The sequence below is a fragment of the Pseudaminobacter soli (ex Zhang et al. 2022) genome, assembly GCF_014595955.1.
Classification (GTDB): Bacteria; Pseudomonadota; Alphaproteobacteria; order Rhizobiales; family Rhizobiaceae; genus Kumtagia; species Kumtagia pseudosoli.
This window is the reverse complement of the sequence record NZ_JABVCF010000004.1, coordinates 20,918-40,370: the sequence shown is the minus strand read 5'-3', so window position 1 is coordinate 40,370 and position 19,453 is coordinate 20,918. Positions and strand designations below refer to the sequence as shown.

At 62.6% G+C, this 19,453-nt stretch carries 18 protein-coding genes; 15 read left to right on the top strand and 3 right to left on the bottom strand.

Features of this window, described 5'->3' with window-relative positions; translation table 11 throughout:
- Window positions 1-88: 88 nt before the first annotated feature.
- The 6 genes from HUI96_RS08450 (at window position 89) to HUI96_RS08425 (ending at window position 8,933) form a co-directional block, all read left to right on the top strand.
- On the top strand, window positions 89-1,963 hold the full coding sequence (locus HUI96_RS08450) for an extracellular solute-binding protein (RefSeq protein ID WP_188254227.1): 1,875 nt from the start codon (window positions 89-91) through the stop codon (window positions 1,961-1,963).
- A complete protein-coding gene (locus tag HUI96_RS08445; protein ID WP_188254226.1) occupies window positions 1,963-3,828 on the top strand; it encodes an extracellular solute-binding protein in 1,866 nt (621 codons plus the stop codon). Before HUI96_RS08450 ends, HUI96_RS08445 begins: the two co-directional genes overlap by 1 nt.
- Window positions 3,829-3,921: 93 nt before the next feature.
- On the top strand, window positions 3,922-5,028 hold the full coding sequence (locus tag HUI96_RS08440) for a microcin C ABC transporter permease YejB (RefSeq protein WP_188254225.1): 1,107 nt from the start codon (window positions 3,922-3,924) through the stop codon (window positions 5,026-5,028).
- Window positions 5,028-6,179, top strand: coding sequence for an ABC transporter permease (locus HUI96_RS08435; RefSeq protein ID WP_188254224.1), 1,152 nt, complete (start codon window positions 5,028-5,030; stop codon window positions 6,177-6,179). Before HUI96_RS08440 ends, HUI96_RS08435 begins: the two co-directional genes overlap by 1 nt.
- 106 nt (window positions 6,180-6,285) lie before the next feature.
- Window positions 6,286-7,911 (top strand): ABC transporter ATP-binding protein, encoded by a 1,626-nt coding sequence (locus tag HUI96_RS08430; RefSeq protein WP_188254223.1) that lies wholly within the window; start codon window positions 6,286-6,288, stop codon window positions 7,909-7,911.
- Window positions 7,912-7,991: 80 nt separating this feature from the next.
- A complete protein-coding gene (locus tag HUI96_RS08425; RefSeq protein ID WP_188254222.1) occupies window positions 7,992-8,933 on the top strand; it encodes a 2-hydroxyacid dehydrogenase in 942 nt (313 codons plus the stop codon).
- A gap of 38 nt (window positions 8,934-8,971) precedes the next feature.
- Here the strand turns inward: HUI96_RS08425 and HUI96_RS08420 are convergent, their stop codons facing one another.
- The 3 genes from HUI96_RS08420 to HUI96_RS08410 all read right to left on the bottom strand — a co-directional run bounded on the left by HUI96_RS08420 (window position 8,972) and on the right by HUI96_RS08410 (window position 10,795).
- Window positions 8,972-9,598: a TadE/TadG family type IV pilus assembly protein gene (locus HUI96_RS08420; protein WP_237684038.1), complete on the bottom strand. Its 627-nt coding sequence runs from the start codon at window positions 9,596-9,598 to the stop codon at window positions 8,972-8,974.
- Between the two features lie 44 nt (window positions 9,599-9,642).
- Window positions 9,643-10,215 carry a TadE/TadG family type IV pilus assembly protein gene (locus tag HUI96_RS08415; RefSeq protein WP_237684037.1) on the bottom strand — a complete coding sequence of 191 codons (573 nt, stop codon included), beginning with the start codon at window positions 10,213-10,215 and terminating at the stop codon, window positions 9,643-9,645.
- A gap of 157 nt (window positions 10,216-10,372) precedes the next feature.
- Window positions 10,373-10,795, bottom strand: coding sequence for a pilus assembly protein N-terminal domain-containing protein (locus HUI96_RS08410; protein WP_188254221.1), 423 nt, complete (start codon window positions 10,793-10,795; stop codon window positions 10,373-10,375).
- Between the two features lie 322 nt (window positions 10,796-11,117).
- Between HUI96_RS08410 and HUI96_RS08405 the strand changes: the two genes are divergently transcribed.
- The 9 genes from HUI96_RS08405 (at window position 11,118) to HUI96_RS08365 (ending at window position 19,450) form a co-directional block, all read left to right on the top strand.
- Entirely contained in the window at window positions 11,118-11,282 is a 165-nt protein-coding gene (locus tag HUI96_RS08405; RefSeq protein WP_188254220.1) for a Flp family type IVb pilin, read from the top strand.
- Between the two features lie 28 nt (window positions 11,283-11,310).
- Window positions 11,311-11,475: a Flp family type IVb pilin gene (locus HUI96_RS08400; protein WP_188254219.1), complete on the top strand. Its 165-nt coding sequence runs from the start codon at window positions 11,311-11,313 to the stop codon at window positions 11,473-11,475.
- Between the two features lie 153 nt (window positions 11,476-11,628).
- Complete coding sequence (locus tag HUI96_RS08395) at window positions 11,629-12,150, top strand: A24 family peptidase (protein WP_188254218.1); 522 nt, start codon at window positions 11,629-11,631, stop codon at window positions 12,148-12,150.
- A gap of 191 nt (window positions 12,151-12,341) precedes the next feature.
- Window positions 12,342-13,160 carry a Flp pilus assembly protein CpaB gene (cpaB, locus tag HUI96_RS08390; protein WP_188254217.1) on the top strand — a complete coding sequence of 273 codons (819 nt, stop codon included), beginning with the start codon at window positions 12,342-12,344 and terminating at the stop codon, window positions 13,158-13,160.
- Window positions 13,157-14,776 (top strand): type II and III secretion system protein family protein, encoded by a 1,620-nt coding sequence (locus HUI96_RS08385; protein ID WP_237684036.1) that lies wholly within the window; start codon window positions 13,157-13,159, stop codon window positions 14,774-14,776. The genes cpaB and HUI96_RS08385 overlap by 4 nt, the downstream gene beginning before the upstream one ends.
- A gap of 14 nt (window positions 14,777-14,790) precedes the next feature.
- Window positions 14,791-15,528: a CpaD family pilus assembly protein gene (locus tag HUI96_RS08380; protein ID WP_188254216.1), complete on the top strand. Its 738-nt coding sequence runs from the start codon at window positions 14,791-14,793 to the stop codon at window positions 15,526-15,528.
- A 25-nt stretch (window positions 15,529-15,553) separates the two neighbouring features.
- On the top strand, window positions 15,554-16,843 hold the full coding sequence (locus tag HUI96_RS08375) for an AAA family ATPase (protein WP_188254215.1): 1,290 nt from the start codon (window positions 15,554-15,556) through the stop codon (window positions 16,841-16,843).
- Window positions 16,844-16,868: 25 nt separating this feature from the next.
- Window positions 16,869-18,422, top strand: coding sequence for a CpaF family protein (locus tag HUI96_RS08370; RefSeq protein ID WP_188254214.1), 1,554 nt, complete (start codon window positions 16,869-16,871; stop codon window positions 18,420-18,422).
- A gap of 14 nt (window positions 18,423-18,436) precedes the next feature.
- On the top strand, window positions 18,437-19,450 hold the full coding sequence (locus HUI96_RS08365) for a type II secretion system F family protein (RefSeq protein ID WP_188254213.1): 1,014 nt from the start codon (window positions 18,437-18,439) through the stop codon (window positions 19,448-19,450).
- The last annotated feature ends 3 nt before the right edge of the window (window positions 19,451-19,453 follow it).

Here is a 19,453-nt window from a genome sequence, read left to right as displayed (position 1 = left end):
TTGGTTCAGGCCTGTTGTGTGCCTGCGGCGGTTCCATTCCGCCACGATTGGTCTAGGTTCCGCAGCGGTACGGTTTCGGAGGTCGCCGATGAAGTTTCTGTCACTTGCAGGTGGGCTGACTCTAGCGCTTGGGCTCGTCGCCCAGGCAGAGCTAGGTCACGCGCAGGAATGGCAGACGTCTTCCACGCTCATGGGTGACAGCAAGTACGGCAGCAATTTCCAGCGATACGAGCACGTCAATCCGGATGCGCCGAAGGGCGGCATCCTGAACTCGGTGGCGAACGGTACCTTCGACAGCTTCAATCCCTACATCGTGCGCGGCGCGCCGGCCGCCGGCCTCTCCGGTTTCGGTGGTGGGCTGCTCTATGACACGCTGATGGAGCAGTCGGTCGACGAGCCCGGGGTCGGACACGCGCTGGTCGCCGAGGCCTACAAGTTTCCCGAGGATTTTTCGTCCGCGACCTACCGGCTCAATCCGAACGCGCGCTGGCATGACGGCAAGCCGATCACCGTGGAAGACGTGATCTGGTCGCTGAAGACGCTGAAAGAGAACAGCCCGCAATATGGCCGCTACTACGCCAATGTGACCGACGCAGTTGCCGTCGGCGAGCATGAAGTGGAGTTCCGCTTCGACCAGAAGGGCAACCGGGAGCTCCCCAAGATCATGGGCGATCTGGTCGTGCTGCCGAAACACTGGTGGGAGGGTACAGATGCCTCCGGCAAGAAGCGCGACATCACCCAGCCTACGCTCGAGCCGCCGCTCGGGTCGGGCGCCTATAAGATCGCCAGCTTCCGGCCGGGCGCCGAGATCATCTGGGAGCGCGTGAAGGACTATTGGGGCCAGCAACTGCCGGTGAAGGTCGGCCGCGAGAACTTCGACCGGCGCCGCTACACCTATTTCCAGGACGACAACGCCGCCTGGCAGGCCTTCACCAAGGGCGGCTACGAGGACATTCACGGCGAGAATAGCTCGCGCCGCTGGGCGACCTTCTACACTTTCCCGGCCGTGAAGAACGGTAACGTGATCCAGAAGGTCTATGAAACGTCCAGGGGCGAGGGCATGCAGGGCTTCGTCATGAACCTGCGCCGTCCGAACTTCCAGGACCCGCGCGTGCGCCAGGCGCTGACCTGGGCGTTCAATTTCGAGGACATGAACCGGACGATCTTCTTCGGCTTCAACACGCGCACCGACAGCTTCTTCGAAGGGAGCGAATTGGCGTCCAGCGGCCTGCCGCAGGGCAAGGAATTGGAGATCCTTGAGCCCTATCGCGACCAACTGCCGCCCGAGGTCTTCACGCAGGAGTACAAGCTGCCGGTGTACGATGCGCCGCAATCCGAGCGGCAATACCTCCGGGAAGTCGTGAAATGGTTCGGCGAGGCTGGATGGAAGATCAAGAACGGCCGAATGACCAATGAGAAGACCGGCGAGCCGTTCACGATCGAGATCCTTGGCGACAACTCGACCGACGAGGTGATCGCCACACCCTATGTCAACATGCTGAAGAAGGTCGGCGTCGATGCGCGCATCCGCATCGTCGATCCCAGCCAGTACATAAACCGGCTGAATAATTTCGACTTCGACATGCTGACCTCGCGCATTCCGCAGTCGGAGTCGCCCGGCAACGAGCAGCGCGACTACTGGAGTTCCAAGGCGGCCGACATCGCCGGTTCACGCAACCTGATGGGCATCAAGAACCCTGTCGTGGACGCTCTCGTGGAGCGCGTCATCTATGCGACCGACCGCGAAGATCTGCTGGCCGCCACGCATGCGCTCGACCGCGTGCTTTTGTGGAACTTCTACGTCGTGCCGCAATACCATAGGCCGGTGCTCTGGCTCGCCTATTGGAACAAGTTCGGCATCCCCGAGAAACAGCCGTCCTATGTCGGCGCCGACATCGACTCCTGGTGGATCGACCCGGAGAAGGAGAAGGCGCTAGCGGCCAAATACCAGAACGTCGATTGATGCACCCATCCCGCCGCCGTTTCCTCGCTGGGTCTGGAGCAGCCCTTGCCGCTCCGCTTCTGCCGAGGCGCATCTTCGCCGCCGTGCCCGCGAACACGCCGCTGCATGGGCTTTCCGCCTTTGGCGACCTCAAATATCCGGCCGACTTCAAGGCGTTCGACTATGCCAACCCGGACGCCCCGAAGGGCGGGACGTTCAATTTCGCGCCGCCCAACTGGGTCTTCAATCAGAACACGCAGACCTTTAACACGCTGAACAGTTTTGCGCCGCGCGGCGATGCCCCGCCCCGCATGGAGCTCTGCTTCGACGCCCTGATGGCGCGCGCGATCGACGAGCCGGACGCCGTCTACGGCCTTCTTGCCGAGACCGTGACGATCTCTCCGGACGGCAACAGTTTTGAATTCCAACTGCGGCCCGAAGCCCGCTTCCACGACGGCACGCCGGTGACCGCAGACGACGTCGCCTTCAGCTTCAAGCTCCTCAAGGAGCAGGGCCACCCCAACCTGATGCTGACGCTGACCGAGCTCACGGACGCCGCAGCCCTGGATGAGCACCGGCTGCGACTGACCTTTTCCGGGCGTCACTCGCAGCGCACGATCCTCGATTCGGTGCTCTTTCCGGTTCTGTCGAAAGCCTATTACACCGCCAATCCCTTCGAGAGCAGCGACCTGAAACCCCCGCTCGGCTCGGGGCCGTATCGAGTGGGGCGTGTGCGCCCGGGCCAGTCGATCGAATATGAGCGGGTCGAGGCCTATTGGGGCCGCGACCTGCCCGTGAACCGCGGTCAGTACCATTTCGACCGGATCAGGATCGACTTCTATCGCGAGCGGCAGGCCGCCTTCGAGGCCTTCAAGAAGGGCGATATATCCTTCCGCCAGGAGTTCACGTCGCGGCTGTGGGCGACCGCCTACGATTTCCCGGCCGTCGTGGATGGGCGGGTGGTCAAGCGCGAATTCCCGGACGAGAAGCGGCCTTCGATGCAGGCCGTGGCCTTCAACCTTCGCCGGGATCGCTTCAAGGATGTGCGGGTGAGACGCGGGCTCACCATGTGCTTCGACTTCGAATGGGCGAACCGTAACCTGTTCTACGACGCCTACCTGCGCTCCCAATCCACGTTCGAGCGCTCCGACTACAAGGCCGAGGGGCAGCCCTCGGTCGAGGAACTCGCCCTGCTCGATCCGCTGCGCGACAAGCTTCCGCCCGAGGTGTTCGGCGAGGCGGTGATGCAGCCGGTCTCCAACGGCTCTGGCCGCGACCGCAAGCTCCTCGGCGCGGCGTCGAAGCTGCTGGCGGAAGCCGGGTGGAAGCGGTCCGGCGGCACCCTCGTCGATGACAAGGGTGAGCGTCTCACGGTGGAACTGCTCGACGAAGACGACAGCATCCTGCGCGTCTTCGCGCCCTGGGTCGACAACATGCGGGCCGTCGGCATTGATGCTTCGGTGCGCCTGATCGACGCCGCGCAGATGCAGGCGCGGCAGTCAGACTTCGACTTCGATGTGGTCATGATGGCCTTGTCCTGGGACGCGACCCCGACGCGGGAAGGGCTGGAGACGCTTTTCCACTCGCGCTCCGCCAATGTGCCGAGTTCGCGCAACCTTCCAGGCACCGCCGATCCGGCTGTCGACGCCCTCATCGAGGCCGTTGGCCAGACCAAAGACCGGCAAGGCCTTATTGTCGCCATGCGGGCGCTTGATCGGGTCTTGCGCGCGCGGCAGGACTGGATGCCGTGCTGGTACTCGGCTAGTCATCGGGCCGCCTATTGGGACATGTTCGGGTTCAAGGAGCCCAAGCCCGACTACGGCTTTCCGGTCGAGACGCTGTGGTGGTTCGACAAGGACAAGGCGGCGAAGATTGGCAAGGGGTAACGCAATCGTACAGGTTATGATGGATGGCCTCGGCGGCGCCCCTTCGCGCAACGTAGAGCGACGTCGCTCCCAAAGATTCACCGGGAAAACCTGATGGCCGCCTATATCCTGCGCCGCATCCTTCTGATGATCCCGACCCTGTTCGGGATCATGGCGATCTCCTTCGCCGTCATCCAGTTCGCGCCGGGCGGGCCGGTCGAGCAGGTCATTGCAAAACTCACCGGCCAGGGCGGCGATTCCACCGATCGGATTTCCGGTGGCGGCGGCGCCGACCTGAGCGGCGGCCAGATGCTCGATGCCGGCGGCGACGTTTCGTCGAAATACCGCGGCGCGCAAGGTCTCGACCCCGAATTCATCAAGAGGCTGGAGAAACAGTTCGGCTTCGACAAGCCGCCGCTCGAGCGCTTCGGCCAGATGCTGTGGAACTATCTGCGCTTCGACTTCGGCGAGAGCTATTTCAGAAAAATCTCGGTCCTGGATCTCATCATCGAGAAGATGCCGGTGTCGATCTCGCTCGGTCTCTGGATCACGCTGCTGTCCTACGCGATCTCGATCCCGCTCGGCATCCGAAAGGCGGTGAAGGACGGCTCGGCCTTCGACATCTGGACCAGCGCGGTGGTCATCGTCGGCTACGCGATCCCGGGCTTCCTGTTCGCCATCCTGCTGATGGTGCTTTTCGCCGGCGGCTCCTTCTTCGACTGGTTCCCGCTCGCGCATCTCGTCTCCGACAACTGGCACGAACTGTCCTGGCCGGAGCGGATCCTCGACTACTTCTGGCACCTCACCCTTCCCTTAACGGCCATGGTGCTGTCGGCCTTCGCCACAACCACGCTGCTCACGAAGAATTCCTTCCTGGACGAGATCCGAAAACAGTATGTCGTCACCGCCCGCGCCAAGGGCCTGTCGGAGCGGCGGGTGCTCTACGGGCATGTGTTCCGCAACGCCATGCTGATCGTGATCGCCGGCTTCCCCGGCGCCTTCATCTCCGCCTTCTTCACGGGCTCGCTGCTGATCGAGAACATCTTCTCGCTCGATGGCCTTGGCCTGCTCGGCTACAAGTCGGTGCTCGACCGCGACTATCCGGTGGTGTTCGCCAACCTCTACATCTTCTCGCTGATCGGGCTGCTGGTCGGCCTGCTGTCGGACCTGATCTACACCTGGATCGATCCGCGCATCGATTTCGAGCGCAGGGAGGTCTGATGTCGGACGTCCTCTACAAGGCTAAAGTCGAGACCGTCCGCGAGCAGGCCGCGCGCCCCGGGCTGTCGCCGCTCAACAAGCGGCGCTGGCAGAACTTCAAGGCGAACCGGCGCGGATACTGGTCGCTGTGGATATTCCTTATCCTGTTCGTGCTGACGCTCGGTGCCGAGTTCATCGCCAACGACCGGCCGATCCTCGCCTTCTACAAGGGCGAGCTCTTGGTTCCGGTGCTCGTCGATTATCCGGAGGAGAAGTTCGGCGGTTTTTATGCGGTCACGGACTACCGCGACCCGGTGATCAGCGACGAGATCGAGGCGAATGGCTGGCTAATCTGGCCGCCGATCCGCTACTCCTACAGCACCGTCAACAACGAAATCCCGGAGGCGGCACCGGCAAAACCGTCCTGGCTCTATTCCGAGGAGCAGCGCTGCAGCCGCTATCCGCTCGGCGTGGACGATCCGAACTGCACGATCGGCAACTGGAACTGGCTGGGGACCGACGACCAGGCCCGCGATGTGATGGCGCGGGTGATCTATGGTTTCCGCATTTCCGTCCTTTTCGGCCTCGTCCTGACCCTGGGCTCGGCGGTCGTCGGAGTCTCGGCCGGTGCCGTGCAGGGCTATTTCGGCGGATGGACCGATTTGATCTTCCAGCGGTTCATCGAGATATGGTCGTCGATACCAGTCCTCTACCTGCTGATGATCGTGGCCGCCGTGCTGCCGCCCGGCTTCTTCATCCTGCTCGGCCTGATGCTGCTCTTTTCCTGGGTCAGCTTCGTCGGGGTGGTTCGCGCCGAGTTCCTGCGCGCCCGCAACTTCGAATATGTGAATGCGGCCCGCGCGCTCGGTGTACCCAACCGGACGATCATGGTCCGTCACCTCCTGCCGAATGCGATGGTGGCGACGCTCACTTTCCTGCCGTTCATCCTCAACGGCTCGATCACGACGCTGACTTCGCTCGACTTCCTCGGCTTCGGCCTGCCGCCAGGCTCGGCCTCGCTCGGCGAGTTGCTGCGGCAGGGCCAGCGCAACCTCAACGCGCCCTGGCTGGGCATCTCGGGTTTCGTGGTGATCTCGCTCATGCTTTCGCTGCTGATCTTCGTCGGCGAGGCTACGCGCGATGCGTTCGATCCGCGGAAGACTTTCAGGTGAGGGGTGCGTTCTTCGTGACAGATGACAGGCGCGTGAAGATGCCGGATGGTCTGAAGTTGCCCTCCATTGACCCTTCCACCCTCGATGACGTCTTCAAGGGCCTGGCATGAATCCCCTCCTATCCGTCCGCGATCTCTCCGTCGCCTTCACCCAAGGCGGACGCACGACGACCGCGGTCGACCGCATCTCCTTCGATATCGCCAAGGGCGAGACGGTCGCGCTCGTCGGCGAGTCCGGCTCGGGCAAGTCGGTGTCGGCGCTGTCGGTGCTAAAACTCCTTCCCTATCCGCCCGCCAGCCATCCCTCAGGTAAGATCCTGTTCAAGGGCGAAGACCTGCTGGCAAAGCGAGAGCAGGACCTGCGGAAGGTGCGCGGCAACAAGATCGCCATGATCTTCCAGGAGCCAATGACCTCGCTCAACCCGCTGCACACGATCGAGCAGCAGATCGTCGAGGTGCTGTCGCTGCACCAGGGAATGGGCGCGAAGCAGGGCAGGAAGCGCACGCTGCAATTGCTGGAAGAGGTTGGCATCCGCGACCCCGAGAAGCGCCTCGGCGCCTATCCGCACCAACTGTCGGGCGGCCAGCGCCAGCGCGTCATGATCGCGATGGCGCTCGCCAACGAGCCGGAACTCCTAATAGCCGACGAGCCGACGACTGCACTCGACGTCACCGTGCAGGCGCAGATCCTGAAGCTTTTGGCTGAGCTCAAGGAGAGGAACGGCATGTCCGTGCTGTTCATCACCCACGACCTCGGCATCGTCCGCAAGATCGCCGACCGTGTCTGCGTCATGACCCAGGGCCGCATCGTCGAGGCCGGCCCGACCCGCACGATCTTCGACAACCCGCAGCACCAATACACACGCCACCTCCTGGCAGCAGAGCCGAAGGGACGTCCGCCGGCGGCCGATGCTCAAGCCGAGACCGTCATGAAGGGTTCGGACGTGAAGGTCTGGTTCCCGATCAAGCAGGGTTTCTTCCGCCGCACGGTCGACCATGTAAAGGCGGTAGACGGCGTCGACATCACGGTGCGAGCCGGCCAGACCGTGGGGATTGTTGGTGAATCCGGTTCTGGAAAGACGACGCTCGGGCTTGCTCTTTGCCGGATGATTTCCTCGCAGGGGCGCATCGAGTTCCGCGGGCGCGACATCGACCAGCGGTCCTTTACGGATATGCGGCCGCTGAGAAGCGAACTGCAGATCGTCTTCCAGGATCCCTACGGATCGCTCAGCCCGCGCATGTCGGTGGCGGAGATCGTCGCGGAGGGGCTCGGCATCCACGAGCCGCGCCTCTCGGCCGAAGCGCGCGACCAGCGTGTCGTCGACGTGCTGAAGGAAGTCGGCCTCGATCCGGAGACGCGCTTCCGCTATCCGCACGAGTTCTCAGGCGGCCAGCGCCAGCGCATCGCCATTGCGCGCGCCATGGTGCTCAACCCGCGCTTCGTGATGCTGGACGAGCCAACCTCGGCCCTGGACATGAGCGTTCAAGCACAGGTCGTAGACCTCCTGCGAACGCTGCAGACCAGGCACGATCTGGCTTATCTCTTCATCAGCCACGACCTGAAGGTGATCCGCGCGCTTGCCAACGAGGTGATCGTGATGCGCAACGGCAGGATCGTGGAACATGGCCCGGCCGCCCAGATCTTCGAGCGTCCGCAGACGGATTATACTCGCGCCCTCATCGCCGCGGCGTTCAATATGGAAACCGCGCCCGTCGGGGTCGTCAGCGAATAGGAATGGTGGGGCCAGACCCCATTGCGACTTGATGCGCGTCGCCGCTGCGTCTCTAGTGGGCGCGGCGAAGGAGACTTGGAATGCGTAAAGGAAAGGTTCTGCTATCGGTCACGGGTCTCAACCCGCGGCGCTGGTACGAACTGCTGTCTGCCAGTCGCGAGGTCGTGCTGGAACCGGACGGCCCTCACGACCCATCCATCGAATACGCGGTGATCTGGAAGCAGCCGCAGGGTGTCCTGGCAGGGCTTCCCAATCTGAAGGCGCTCTTTTCGATCGGAGCGGGGGTGGACCACATCCTCGCCGATCCGACAGTGCCCGACGTGCCGATCGTACGGGTGGTGGCTGACAATCTCGCGCAGCATATGACCGAATATGTCGTGTGGCGGGTCATGGACCATCATCGCTTCGGCCTGCTGTATCGCACGCAGCAGAAGCGGAAGATCTGGCATGAGCCACCGCAGAGGACCGCAAACGAGGTCACCGTCGGGATCATGGGCTTCGGCGCGCTCGGGCGCTCCGCAGCACGCGCACTGCTCTCCCTTGGATTCCGGATCAACGGCTGGAGTTGCACGCTGCGCGCGATGGAGGGCGTCACCTCTTTTTCCGGCAAGGATGGGCTGAAGCCCTTCCTCAATGCGACCGACATCCTGGTCGTCCTGCTGCCGCTCACGCCGGACACCAAGGGCATCATTGATCATGCACTGCTTCGGCAATTGAGGCGGGACAATGCGCTCGGTGGGGCGGTGCTGATCAATGCCGGCCGCGGACGCTTGCAGAAGGACGACGACATCATCCGAGCATTGGAAGACGGCACCCTGAAGGAGGCGAGCCTGGATGTGTTCGAGGTCGAGCCGCTGCCGAAAACCAGTCCGCTCTGGGGGCACCCGCGGGTCTTCGTGACCCCGCATGCTGCCGCAACCTCCGATCCGAACCATCTCGTCGGGCCGATGCTGGAGCAGATGGACGCGCACGAGCGCGGCGAACCGCTACGCGACCTCGTGGACCGGGCGGCGGGCTACTGAGGACCCAGGCCGGTGCACCCGAGCGGGAGCGCCGGCCGTCAGCAGCTTGTGCAGGGGATGTCCGAACTCATGCGTGGGCGTAGATAATAGATCTCATGCATCGAGATCCCATCGAAGGCCGACGCAAGACCGAGCGCGTCCTTCTGGCTCGCGGCCCAGGTGATAATCGGCTTGTAAGCGAGTTCGCTTTCGACCCGGATGACGAAGGTCCCCGGCGTCCTGATGGCCGCGGGCAAGGTCGTCGCTGTGCCCTTGGCATGAGGGGTGGTGAAGGCCTCGTTGGCCATCCTGCGCGACCAGACGACCTGCACCTTAGGGGTTGCGTCCGTAGTGACCTCGATGGCCGTGATGGTGATCGTAGGTTTGGTTCGGTTGTAGGGCTGGATCAGCGACTCGCCGATCCTCATGATCGCCTCGAGTTCGGATATGCTCATCGTCTGCTGCTGCGTGACAAGGTCCGCCACCATGCTGCCGATGCGCCCGACCCTCTTGTTACTGTCGATGCCCAGCGCAAGCTCGACCGTGACGAAATACATGGCGAACATCAGCGGCGCGACAAGGGCGAACTCCACTGCCGCGACCCCGCGGCTGTCGCCCATCAGAGCCCTGCAGGACCTGCGGATCCGGGCGGCGCCTAATGCCAGAACTTCCTTCAACGCAGCCATTGTTCTGTCCCCCGCGCCGGCTGTCTCCTTGCCGCCGGCTCCCATCAGTCGTTGAACGGCTCGTTTTGCCACGTCGCGGTCGCGAAATGCAGCGTGTATCCGCCCTTCAGGTTGGACATTGCCAGCCGCATCAGATCCGTCATGACCGGCCATTTGTAGAAGACGCGGAGCATGTTCTTCGACATGGAGGGTCCTGGCTTGACGTCGAAGCCGGTGGTGTCGATGTCACGATCGTTGGTGAACTTGATCTTCACTTGCGCTGCGGCCTGGAAGCTCGGGAACTCCCTGAGATCCACGATGAGGCCGGGGCAATTGTTGTCAATCAGTATGTTGATCTGGTCGCAGATCATCTGCTCGAGCTTTGGCTTGGACATCTCGGCCGCTTTCACTTGGCCGGTCCGCAGTTGGCGCGCGACATAGTCAGTGGCGTTGGCCAGCATCTGCTGGCCGGCGAAAGAAATGCAGCTTTCCAGGATTGCGAAGAGCATCAGCGAGAATGGCAGCGCCAGCATCGCGAATTCGATGGAGGTAGCGCCCCCCCGGTTCCGGACAAAGCGGGCGAGGGCCAGTCGACGCGGCCTATTCATCGGCGGCATGCCTGCTCTGGCAGGGCTCATGGTCTCGATCCGTTCGCGTAACATTCAGCGAATGCTACCGCAAACCCGTTGAAGCCCGGTTTTGCGGTTCATTAAAATGTCAGAGGGAATGTTCATGGCCGCGTAACGAACTCGGCGGGAGCTTTGGAGGGCCGGAAAGCTTTAAGCGGCGTTGCGGTTACTGGGCGCCCATTTCGGCTTCGGACGTACGCTCGGCTTCCGACTTGTAAGAACTCTCGCAATAGGGTGTGCAGGACAGCGTCTGTACTGCCGCGCGCCTATATACGCGCAGCGAGGAGGCGCTCGACCTCGAGACGACGACCTGCTCGTCGACGATCGGATTGCCCTCCTGATCAAGGACCACGAGATTCGTTACCCCAAAACCCTTGGCGGTGAGCACAATCGTCGTGGCATCCTGAACCGAAGCGTCGGCAATTGCGGGGTTACCGACCACGATCGTGTCGGCGGGGCGGGCGAGCTTCACGATCTTGGCCTGGTTCATGACGACTTCGATGCCCGTTTCCGCATGCGCGGACAGGCACGCGGCGAGCAGCGCTGCTGCAATGCCTGTCAACTTGATGCCATTTGCCAGTGCGGCCATCTGCGCCCCCGAGAGACAATGCCTCCCCGAACATGAACGAGAATGGTGAATGGCCGGTTAAGCAAACCGGCGGGTAATCGATGGCCGGCTGCAAAAGGAAACCAGCCGCCGGTGGCTGACCTGAATTGAATAAGCTTTTAGATATATTTTATCTTTAGCTGGCACTTAACCAACTTGGGCTTACTGGTCGATTAACGCGTTGGTAACCCTGTCTGTTAAGTGCAATGAAAGAGCTTCGGCATACAACTCCCGAACATCCGATCAACCACGGAAAAAAAGTTGACGGAAGTTGCTGTAACACGTGGAGTGAAGGATCTCTGATATGTCGAAGCTTTTCGCACGCTTTGTGAAGGACGAGTCCGGCGCAACCGCCATCGAATATGGCCTCATCGCTGCCCTGATCGCCCTCGCCATCGTTGTCGGCGCCGGCGCGCTCGGCAACAACCTGAGCAACAAGTTCAACAAAATCGCTGACGAGCTCAAGTAGGCTTGGCGAAGGAAAGGAGTCTCTAGAAATGTCGAAGCTTTTCGCACGCTTTGTGAAGGACGAGTCCGGCGCAACCGCCATCGAGTATGGCCTCATCGCTGCCCTAATCGCCCTCGCCATCGTTGTCGGCGCCGGTGCGCTCGGCAACAACCTGAGCAACAAGTTCAACGCTATCGCTGACAAGCTCAAGTAAGCTTGGCGAGTCAGGTGGGCAGCGCCCCACCTCTTAAGCAGATTGAGGGCCGTTCCGCAGGGGCGGCCTTATCTTTTTTGCCAGTGTCCTGATCGGTTCACCCGGCGTTAACGCCGAAGCCGCCAGTCTGAAGCTCCGCTGGAGCGTGCCGAAATGCTCGAAGCTCTCATCTTCGTCGTCTTTCCGTTCTGCATGGTCTTCGCGGCCGTGTCGGATCTGCTTTCCATGACCATCGCCAACCGCGTCGCCGTGATCCTCGTGGTCACTTTCGCCGTGGTCGCGCCGCTGACCGGCATGGATTGGGCGACCTTCGGCATGCACTTCGCAGCAGGCGCGGCAGTGCTCGCGGTAACCTTTGCCCTGTTCGCCCTGGGGGGAATGGGCGGCGGAGACGCCAAGCTCCTGGCCGCAACCGCCCTCTACATGGGAATGGATATCCAGCTTGTTCAGTACCTGGTCGTGTCGGCCTTTCTTGGCGGCCTTCTCACCATCGCGATCCTCGTCTTCCGCAAGTCGCCGCTGTCGGTTTTTGTGGGACACAATCTGTTTCTGAGGAACCTGACGGACGCCAAAGCCGGCATACCCTACGGGATTGCGCTGGGAGTTGGCGGGCTGATCACCTATCCCCAGTCACCCCTGATGCTATGGGCGCTGGGTCGTCTTTCCGGTAACTGAGGTCGATCTTCAATCAGGATGGCAACTGCGAATTGCTGCGGAGAACCGTGAATGGCAGTCATGTTTCTTAACGCTTTCTCTTAGAAACTTAAAATTAAGCACAATCATTCGCATTGCGTTAACCGTAATTTGACGATTGCCCCGGCATTGTCCGACCTGGCTGATGGGGCGCCAGGTACGGAGTTGTGCAGATGGCTGCATCGCGACTGATCATTCTGGGCGTGGCGGTCGCCGCCGCCGGCGGTGCCGGATACGTCGCGAAAAACATGACTGCGCCGCCTTCCGAGGTGGTCGTGGAAAAGGACTCGGACCAGCCCGCACCCGCACCTGTCCCCTTGAGCGAGGTTCTCGTCGTTTCCGGCGATGTCCCCATGGGCGGCAATGTCGGCGAGCAATTGACATGGCAGGAATGGCCCTCGGCCGGGGTGAATGCCAACTTCATCACGCGCGAGGCCGCCCCGAATGCGCTCGAGGAACTGAAGACCGCGATCGCGCGCGTGGCGATCTACGCCGGCGAGCCGCTGCGGCGTAACAAGCTCGTCGGCGAAGGCGAAAGCCTGATGTCGTCGATCCTGCCGTCCGGATATCGCGCGGTGGCGGTTCAGATTTCGGCGGATACCTCCGCCGGCGGCTTCATTCTGCCGAACGATTTTGTGGACGTGATCATGACACGCCGCGCCGAGAACGGTTCGTCGACCGGCTTCGTTACCGAGACCATCCTGGAAAACGTCAAGGTCTTGGCGATCGACCAGACAATCCAGGAGGACGAGGACGGCAAGAAGGTCAAGGTCGGCGAGACTGCGACGCTCGAACTGACCCCCCAGCAGTCGGAGATCATAACGGTCGCCCAGCAGATGGCGGATCGACTGACGCTTGCCCTGCGCTCGGTAGCCGACGCGCAGAAGCCGCCTGTGAACCAGGCGGACTATCTCGTCTCTGGAAACGGCAGGCGCGGCACCATTCGCGTGATCAAGTCCGGCGAAGTCTCCGAAGTGGGAGCCAGAAAATGAAGTCGCATGCCTCTCCGGCACGTGCTGCCGGGCGTCCCATTCGGGTGCTGAGGAGCGCCACCTCACTGATGGCGGCCTGTGCGGTCATGATGTCCACGATAGCCCCGGCCGCGGTGACGACAGCGCAGGCAGCGCCCGACGGCATCAGCGTCGCGCCGTCGGCACGAAGCAATCACCCGCTGAAACTTGGCCTCAACAAGTCGATCGTCATCGATCTTCCCACCGATGCCTACGACATCCTGGTGGCCAATCCGGCAGTCGCCGATGCGGTGACACGGACCGCGCGCCGCATCTACCTTTTCGGCAAGCAGGTCGGCCAGACCAACGTCTTCGTCTTCGGTCCCAATGGCGAGCAGATCGCCAATCTCGACCTGCAGATCGAGCGCGATGTCGCCGGCCTGGAGGAATATCTGAAGCGCTTCCTGCCGAACTCAGACATCGACGTCGAGCTGATCAACGACAACGTCGTGCTCTCCGGGACCGTCGAAACGCCGCTGGATGCCAAGCGTGCCGCGGATCTCGCAACCATCTTCGTCACTGGAGGCGAGGCGACCACCGGCCAATATTCACAGACGGCGGCAGGCGGGTCGAGCGACGGCGGGGTCGCCATCGACAATCCGGACGCGCAGCGTCAGACCAGCCGCATCGTCAACATGCTGAACATCATCGGCGAGGACCAGGTCACGCTGAAGGTGACCGTGGCCGAGGTCAGTCGCACCGTCATGAAGCAGCTCGGTGTGAACCTCATCGGCGGCGGTGATACGAATGGCATTAGCTGGGGCGCTATCGCCGAGAATTCCTTCGGGCTCGGCAAGCCGCTTTCTGCGACCGGTCTGGCGATTGGAACCTCGACGCTCGATGCTTATGTCAATGCCATGGAGCAGGCCGGCGTGATGAAGACGCTTGCCGAGCCCACGCTCACTGCCGTGTCGGGCGAGAAGGCGACGTTCAAGGTGGGTGGCGAGTTCAATCTCGTCAACGGCCGCAGCAGCGCTGTGTCGGATGATAACCAGACAGGCCAGACCACTTACGATGTCCAAAAGGTCGAGTACGGCATCGGGCTCGAATTCCAGCCCGTCGTGCTTTCGCCTGGCCGCATCAGCCTGAAGATGCGCACCTCGGTGTCCGAACCGACGACAGAGGGCTCGGCGATCTTCGGGGCCGGTCCTCCGATCAAAAGCCCGGGCCTGATCGGCGGCATCTTCGAGCCGCGCCGCAACGCGCCCGGCATGAACATCCTATCGATCCGCAAGAGGCTTGCGGACACCACCATCGAGCTTCCGTCGGGCGGATCGATGATGATCGCGGGTCTGGTGCGCGACGATGTCCGCCAGGCGATCCAAGGCGTGCCGGGATTGGCGAATGTGCCGGTGCTCGGGACGCTGTTCCGGAGCCGCGACTTCGTGCGCAACGAAACCGAGCTGGTCATCATCGTGACCCCCTACCTGTCCAAGCCTGTGGCGCGCGCCGCGCTTGCCAAGCCGGACGACAATTTCACTCCCGCCAGCGATGGTGCGGGCATGTTCCTGGGCCGGGTCAACCGCGTCTACGGGACCATGAAGACGGATCTTCCGAACGGCCGCTACCACGGCGTGGTCGGCTTCATCTACAAGTGAGCGGGGCACGGGCAATGATCGACATGATCTCCAAGACCAGGCCGAGCGGCGCTCCCGTCCCGTTCGCGATCCGCACCGCGTCCAGGCCGGTTCTCTCGATGGTCGTGGCGCTTGCGACCGGGCTGCTGTCGGGATGCGTCACGCCTCCCGACAGCGTGATCGTTGGGTCGGTTCCGGACGACTATCGCACCAGGCATCCGATCGTGATCGCCGAGAAGGAGCAGGTCATCGACCTGCCGGTCGGCGCCAGCGACCGCGGCATGACCAGAATGCAGCGCACCGCGCTCGGTGGGTTCCTCAGCGACTATGACCGCAGCGCTGCCCCGGTGCTCGCCATCCTCGTGCCTGTCGGATCCCGCAACGAACTGGCTGCATCGCATGCGGCACGCGATTTCGCCCACTTCGCGAAGAAGCACGGCGTGCCGGCGAGCCGCGTCCTGATCTCGTCCTACCAGGCGGGGTCCATCGAAGTCTCTGCGCCGGTCAGGGTGATGTACTCGGCCATGAAGGCGCAGACCGATAGATGCGGGCGCTGGCCTGCCGATATCGCCGAAACGACCGACAACAAGCAATACTTCAACTTCGGCTGCTCGTATCAGAACAACCTGGCCGCGCAGGTGGCCGATCCGGCAGACCTGCTGGGACCGCGCAAGATGACGCCGCCGGATGCGGAGCGCCGCGGCATCGTCATCGACGACTATCGCGAAGCGCCGACCTGGATCGACCCGCCGGTTCGCGAAATCGATTACTGATCCGTAGGGGCCGTGGGGTGATCACATGAGCAATCTTGCCTACGACACCGAGTTCGATACGGGCAGCGTGTCGGAGCGTGAAACCTCGGACATGTATGCGCTGCGTCCGGTGCCGCGCATATCGATCCAGGCATTCTGCGAGACCGACGGGATAGCCGTTCCGCTGGAGCGTGCCGGCGAGGACCGGCGCATGGCCAGGGCGCATATGAAGATCCACATGGGCGGGATCGAGACGGCCATCGATTTCTACCAGACCGCCCCCACGCCGAACCTGATCATCGTCGAGTCCCGTTCGGAACCGCGCCAACTGCTGGAAAGCCTGAACCGGCTGGCCGAATACTGCGACCCGACCACAAAGGTCGTCGTGATCGGCCATTACAACGACGTCGCGCTCTATCGCGACCTGATGAAGTCCGGCGTCTCCGAATACATGGTGGCACCGATCTCGCTGGCCGACATCATCGGTGTCATCTCCACCATATTCGTGGACCCCGAAGCCGAGCCGATCGGCCGCTCGCTTGCGTTTGTTGGCGCGAAGGGTGGCGTCGGATCGTCGACGATCGCCCACAACGTTTCCTGGGCGATGACGAACCTCTTCAAGTCCGACGTGATCGTGGCCGATATGGATCTCGCCTTCGGCACGGCCAATATCGACTTCGACCAGGATCCGGCGCAGGGCATCGCAGAGGCGGTATTCTCCCCGGAGCGGATCGACGAGGTCTATCTTGATCGGCTTCTCGCCCAGTGCTCGGAGCGCCTGTCCCTCCTGGCCGCCCCATCTACCCTCGATCGCGTATATGATTTCGATGCCGAGGCGTTTTCGCACATCATCGACACCGCGCAGCGCACGGCTCCGCTCGTGGTCCTCGACATTCCGCACCTATGGACGGGATGGAGCAAACAGACCCTGGCCCAGGCGGACGAGGTGGTCATCACCGCCGTTCCCGACCTTGCCAACCTGCGCAACACCAAGAATCTGGTGGACACACTCAAGAAGCTGCGCCCCAACGACGCTCCACCGAAGCTGGTGATCAACCAGTCAGGTGTTCCCAAGCGCGCGGAGATCTCGATCAACGACTTCGTCGAGCCGCTCGGGATCACGCCGATGGCGGTCATCCCGTTCGATCCGCTGCTGTTCGGCAATGCGGCAAACAACGGCCGCATGCTCGGCGAGATGGACCCGAAGAGCCCGATCGTCCACGCCATCAACGAGATCGCCCACGTCGTCACCGGACGCAGCGAGATCAAGGCCAAGCCGAGGGTAGGTCTATCGAGCCTGATCGGCAAGCTGAAGCTGGCATCCAAGAAGAGCTGACATCCTTCAGAGCGGTAGCACCGGTATGTTTGGCAGAAGAGGCACTGAAGAGACGGCTCGGCCGAGACCGGAGTTTCGGCCACCGGCGCCCATGCAGCCGCCGGGGGGCATCGATTCCGCCCCCCTTCCGCGGCAACCCGAATTGCAGCCTTCCATGCCTGCGGTACCGGGACCCCCGGCTGCCTCGCCGCCGCCGCTCGCCGGTCCGCCCATGCGTGCCGAGCAGCCCGTCGCAGCCGCAAGGCGCATGGAGGCGCCCCCGGTCGAGCCACCGCGGCGCGCTACGCGCGAGAAGAGCGAATCCTACTACGATACCAAATCGCAGGTGTTCTCGGCGCTGATCGACACGATCGACCTGTCGCAGCTCGCAAAGCTCGACGCCCAGAGCGCGCGCGAGGAAATCCGCGACATCGTCAACGACATCATCGCGATCAAGAACTTCGCGATGTCGATCGCCGAGCAAGAGGAACTGCTCGAGGACATCTGCAACGACGTGCTGGGCTATGGCCCGCTCGAGCCGCTGCTTGCCCGCGACGACATCGCCGACATCATGGTGAACGGCTCGAAGAACGTCTACATCGAGGTCAACGGCAAGGTCGAGCAGACGAACGTCCGCTTCCGCGACAACCAGCAACTGCTCAATATCTGCCAGCGCATCGTCAGCCAGGTCGGCCGGCGCGTCGACGAGTCCAGCCCGATCTGCGACGCGCGCCTGCCCGACGGTTCGCGCGTCAACGTGATTGCGCCACCGCTCGCGATCGACGGCACCGCGCTCACCATCCGCAAGTTCAAGAAGGACAAGCTGACGCTCGATCAGTTGGTCAAGTTCGGAGCGATCTCGCCGCATGGCGCCGAGGTTCTCAAGATCATCGGGCGCGTCCGCTGCAACATCGTCATCTCCGGCGGCACCGGCTCCGGCAAGACGACCCTGCTGAACTGCCTCACCAACTACATCGACCGCGAGGAGCGCATCATCACGTGCGAGGACTCCGCCGAACTGCAACTGCAGCAGCCCCATGTTGTGCGCCTCGAAACGCGTCCGCCGAACCTTGAAGGCGAGGGCGAGGTGACGATGCGCGACCTGGTGAAGAACTGCCTGCGCATGCGTCCCGAGCGCATCATCGTCGGCGAGGTGCGCGGACCGGAGGTTTTCGACCTGTTGCAGGCGATGAACACCGGCCACGACGGCTCTATGGGCACGATCCACTCCAACAGCCCGCGCGAATGCCTCAACCGCATGGAGTCGATGATCGCCATGGGCGGCTATTCGCTGCCGCAGAAAACGGTGCGCGAGATCATTGTCGGCTCGGTCGACGTGATCATCCAGGCGGCTCGCCTGCGCGACGGTTCGCGCCGCATTACCCATATCACCGAGGTGATCGGCATGGAGGGCGACGTGATCATCACCCAGGATCTGGTCACCTACGATGTCACCGGCGAGGACGCGCAGGGGCGGCTGCTCGGTCATCACGCCTCGACCGGCATAGGCCGGCCGCATTTCTGGGAGCGCGCCCGCTACTACGGCGAGGAGCAGCGGCTGGCGAATGCGCTCGAGGCCATGGAGAAGGGCTCCGCCTAGCCCTTAGGAGTGCTATGTTCGGCTTGGACCTGACCACGCTTCTCTTCATTGCGCTCGCGGGCGTCAGCGCGGGCGCGGTAGCCTATGCCTTCCTCTTCAGGCGCATCGAGAACGAGGAGAAAGCGGAACGACGCCTGGAATCGGTGAAGCAGGCCGATACCGACAAGAACCTCGTCAGGGCGACACGCGACCGCGCGGCCGAGGTGGCCAGGCGCCGGAAGAACGTCCAGGAGTCTCTCAAGGAACTCGACCAGAAGCAGAAGCTCCGCGACGCGAGCATTAAGCGGCCGCCCCTGAGAATCCAGCTTAGGCAGGCCGGGATGACGGTCTCGATCGAGCGCTTCTATGTCTACGCTGTGCTGTGCGGTTTGATCCTGACGGGACTGGCCTTCGTCGCCGGCGTACCGCTGATCGCACTGCCCGGTGTGCTGCTCGTCGGCATATTCGGGCTGCCGCGCTGGTTCGTCGCCTTCCGCAGGAAACGGCGCGTGGCCGCGTTCCTCAATGAGTTCCCGAACGCGCTTGACGTCATCGTCCGCGCGGTGAAATCCGGCCTGCCGCTCAATGACGGCATACGCCTGATCGCCAACGAATCGTCGGAGCCGGTGAAGAGCGAATTCCGCAGGATCGTCGAGGCCCAGCAACTCGGCATGACGATACCCGAAGCCGCCATGCGCATGCCGGAGAGCATGCCCTGCCCAGAGGCAGGTTTTTTCGGCATCGTCATCCAAATCCAGAGCCAGGCGGGCGGCAATCTCTCCGAGGCGCTCGGCAACCTGTCGCGCGTGCTGCGCGACCGCAAGAAGATGAAGGCGAAGGTCCAGGCGCTGTCGATGGAAGCCAAGGCATCGGCGGCCATCATCGGCGCGCTCCCGTTCATTGTCGCCTTCCTCGTCTACCTGTCCAGCCCCAACTACATCATGCCGCTCTTCGTCACCACGACCGGCAACATCATCCTCGGCGTTTCCGGCCTGTGGATGATGGTCGGCATCTTCGTGATGCGCCAGATGATGAACTTCGAGGTGTAAGGC

What these genes read in the sequence shown, in the direction of transcription:
- HUI96_RS08450 (WP_188254227.1), top strand. Translation starts at nt 89, where the DNA reads ATGAAGTTTCTGTCACTTGCAGGTGGGCTGACTCTAGCGCTTGGGCTC.
- HUI96_RS08395 (WP_188254218.1), top strand. Translation starts at nt 11,629, where the DNA reads ATGCTCGAAGCTCTCATCTTCGTCGTCTTTCCGTTCTGCATGGTCTTC.
- HUI96_RS08370 (WP_188254214.1), top strand. Translation starts at nt 16,869, where the DNA reads ATGTTTGGCAGAAGAGGCACTGAAGAGACGGCTCGGCCGAGACCGGAG.
- HUI96_RS08430 (WP_188254223.1), top strand. Translation starts at nt 6,286, where the DNA reads ATGAATCCCCTCCTATCCGTCCGCGATCTCTCCGTCGCCTTCACCCAA.
- HUI96_RS08440 (WP_188254225.1), top strand. Translation starts at nt 3,922, where the DNA reads ATGGCCGCCTATATCCTGCGCCGCATCCTTCTGATGATCCCGACCCTG.
- HUI96_RS08435 (WP_188254224.1), top strand. Translation starts at nt 5,028, where the DNA reads ATGTCGGACGTCCTCTACAAGGCTAAAGTCGAGACCGTCCGCGAGCAG.
- HUI96_RS08405 (WP_188254220.1), top strand. Translation starts at nt 11,118, where the DNA reads ATGTCGAAGCTTTTCGCACGCTTTGTGAAGGACGAGTCCGGCGCAACC.
- HUI96_RS08445 (WP_188254226.1), top strand. Translation starts at nt 1,963, where the DNA reads ATGCACCCATCCCGCCGCCGTTTCCTCGCTGGGTCTGGAGCAGCCCTT.
- cpaB (WP_188254217.1), top strand. Translation starts at nt 12,342, where the DNA reads ATGGCTGCATCGCGACTGATCATTCTGGGCGTGGCGGTCGCCGCCGCC.
- HUI96_RS08375 (WP_188254215.1), top strand. Translation starts at nt 15,554, where the DNA reads ATGAGCAATCTTGCCTACGACACCGAGTTCGATACGGGCAGCGTGTCG.
- HUI96_RS08410 (WP_188254221.1), bottom strand. Translation starts at nt 10,795, where the DNA reads ATGGCCGCACTGGCAAATGGCATCAAGTTGACAGGCATTGCAGCAGCG.
- HUI96_RS08380 (WP_188254216.1), top strand. Translation starts at nt 14,791, where the DNA reads ATGATCGACATGATCTCCAAGACCAGGCCGAGCGGCGCTCCCGTCCCG.
- HUI96_RS08425 (WP_188254222.1), top strand. Translation starts at nt 7,992, where the DNA reads ATGCGTAAAGGAAAGGTTCTGCTATCGGTCACGGGTCTCAACCCGCGG.
- HUI96_RS08420 (WP_237684038.1), bottom strand. Translation starts at nt 9,598, where the DNA reads ATGGCTGCGTTGAAGGAAGTTCTGGCATTAGGCGCCGCCCGGATCCGC.
- HUI96_RS08365 (WP_188254213.1), top strand. Translation starts at nt 18,437, where the DNA reads ATGTTCGGCTTGGACCTGACCACGCTTCTCTTCATTGCGCTCGCGGGC.
- HUI96_RS08400 (WP_188254219.1), top strand. Translation starts at nt 11,311, where the DNA reads ATGTCGAAGCTTTTCGCACGCTTTGTGAAGGACGAGTCCGGCGCAACC.
- HUI96_RS08415 (WP_237684037.1), bottom strand. Translation starts at nt 10,215, where the DNA reads ATGAGCCCTGCCAGAGCAGGCATGCCGCCGATGAATAGGCCGCGTCGA.
- HUI96_RS08385 (WP_237684036.1), top strand. Translation starts at nt 13,157, where the DNA reads ATGAAGTCGCATGCCTCTCCGGCACGTGCTGCCGGGCGTCCCATTCGG.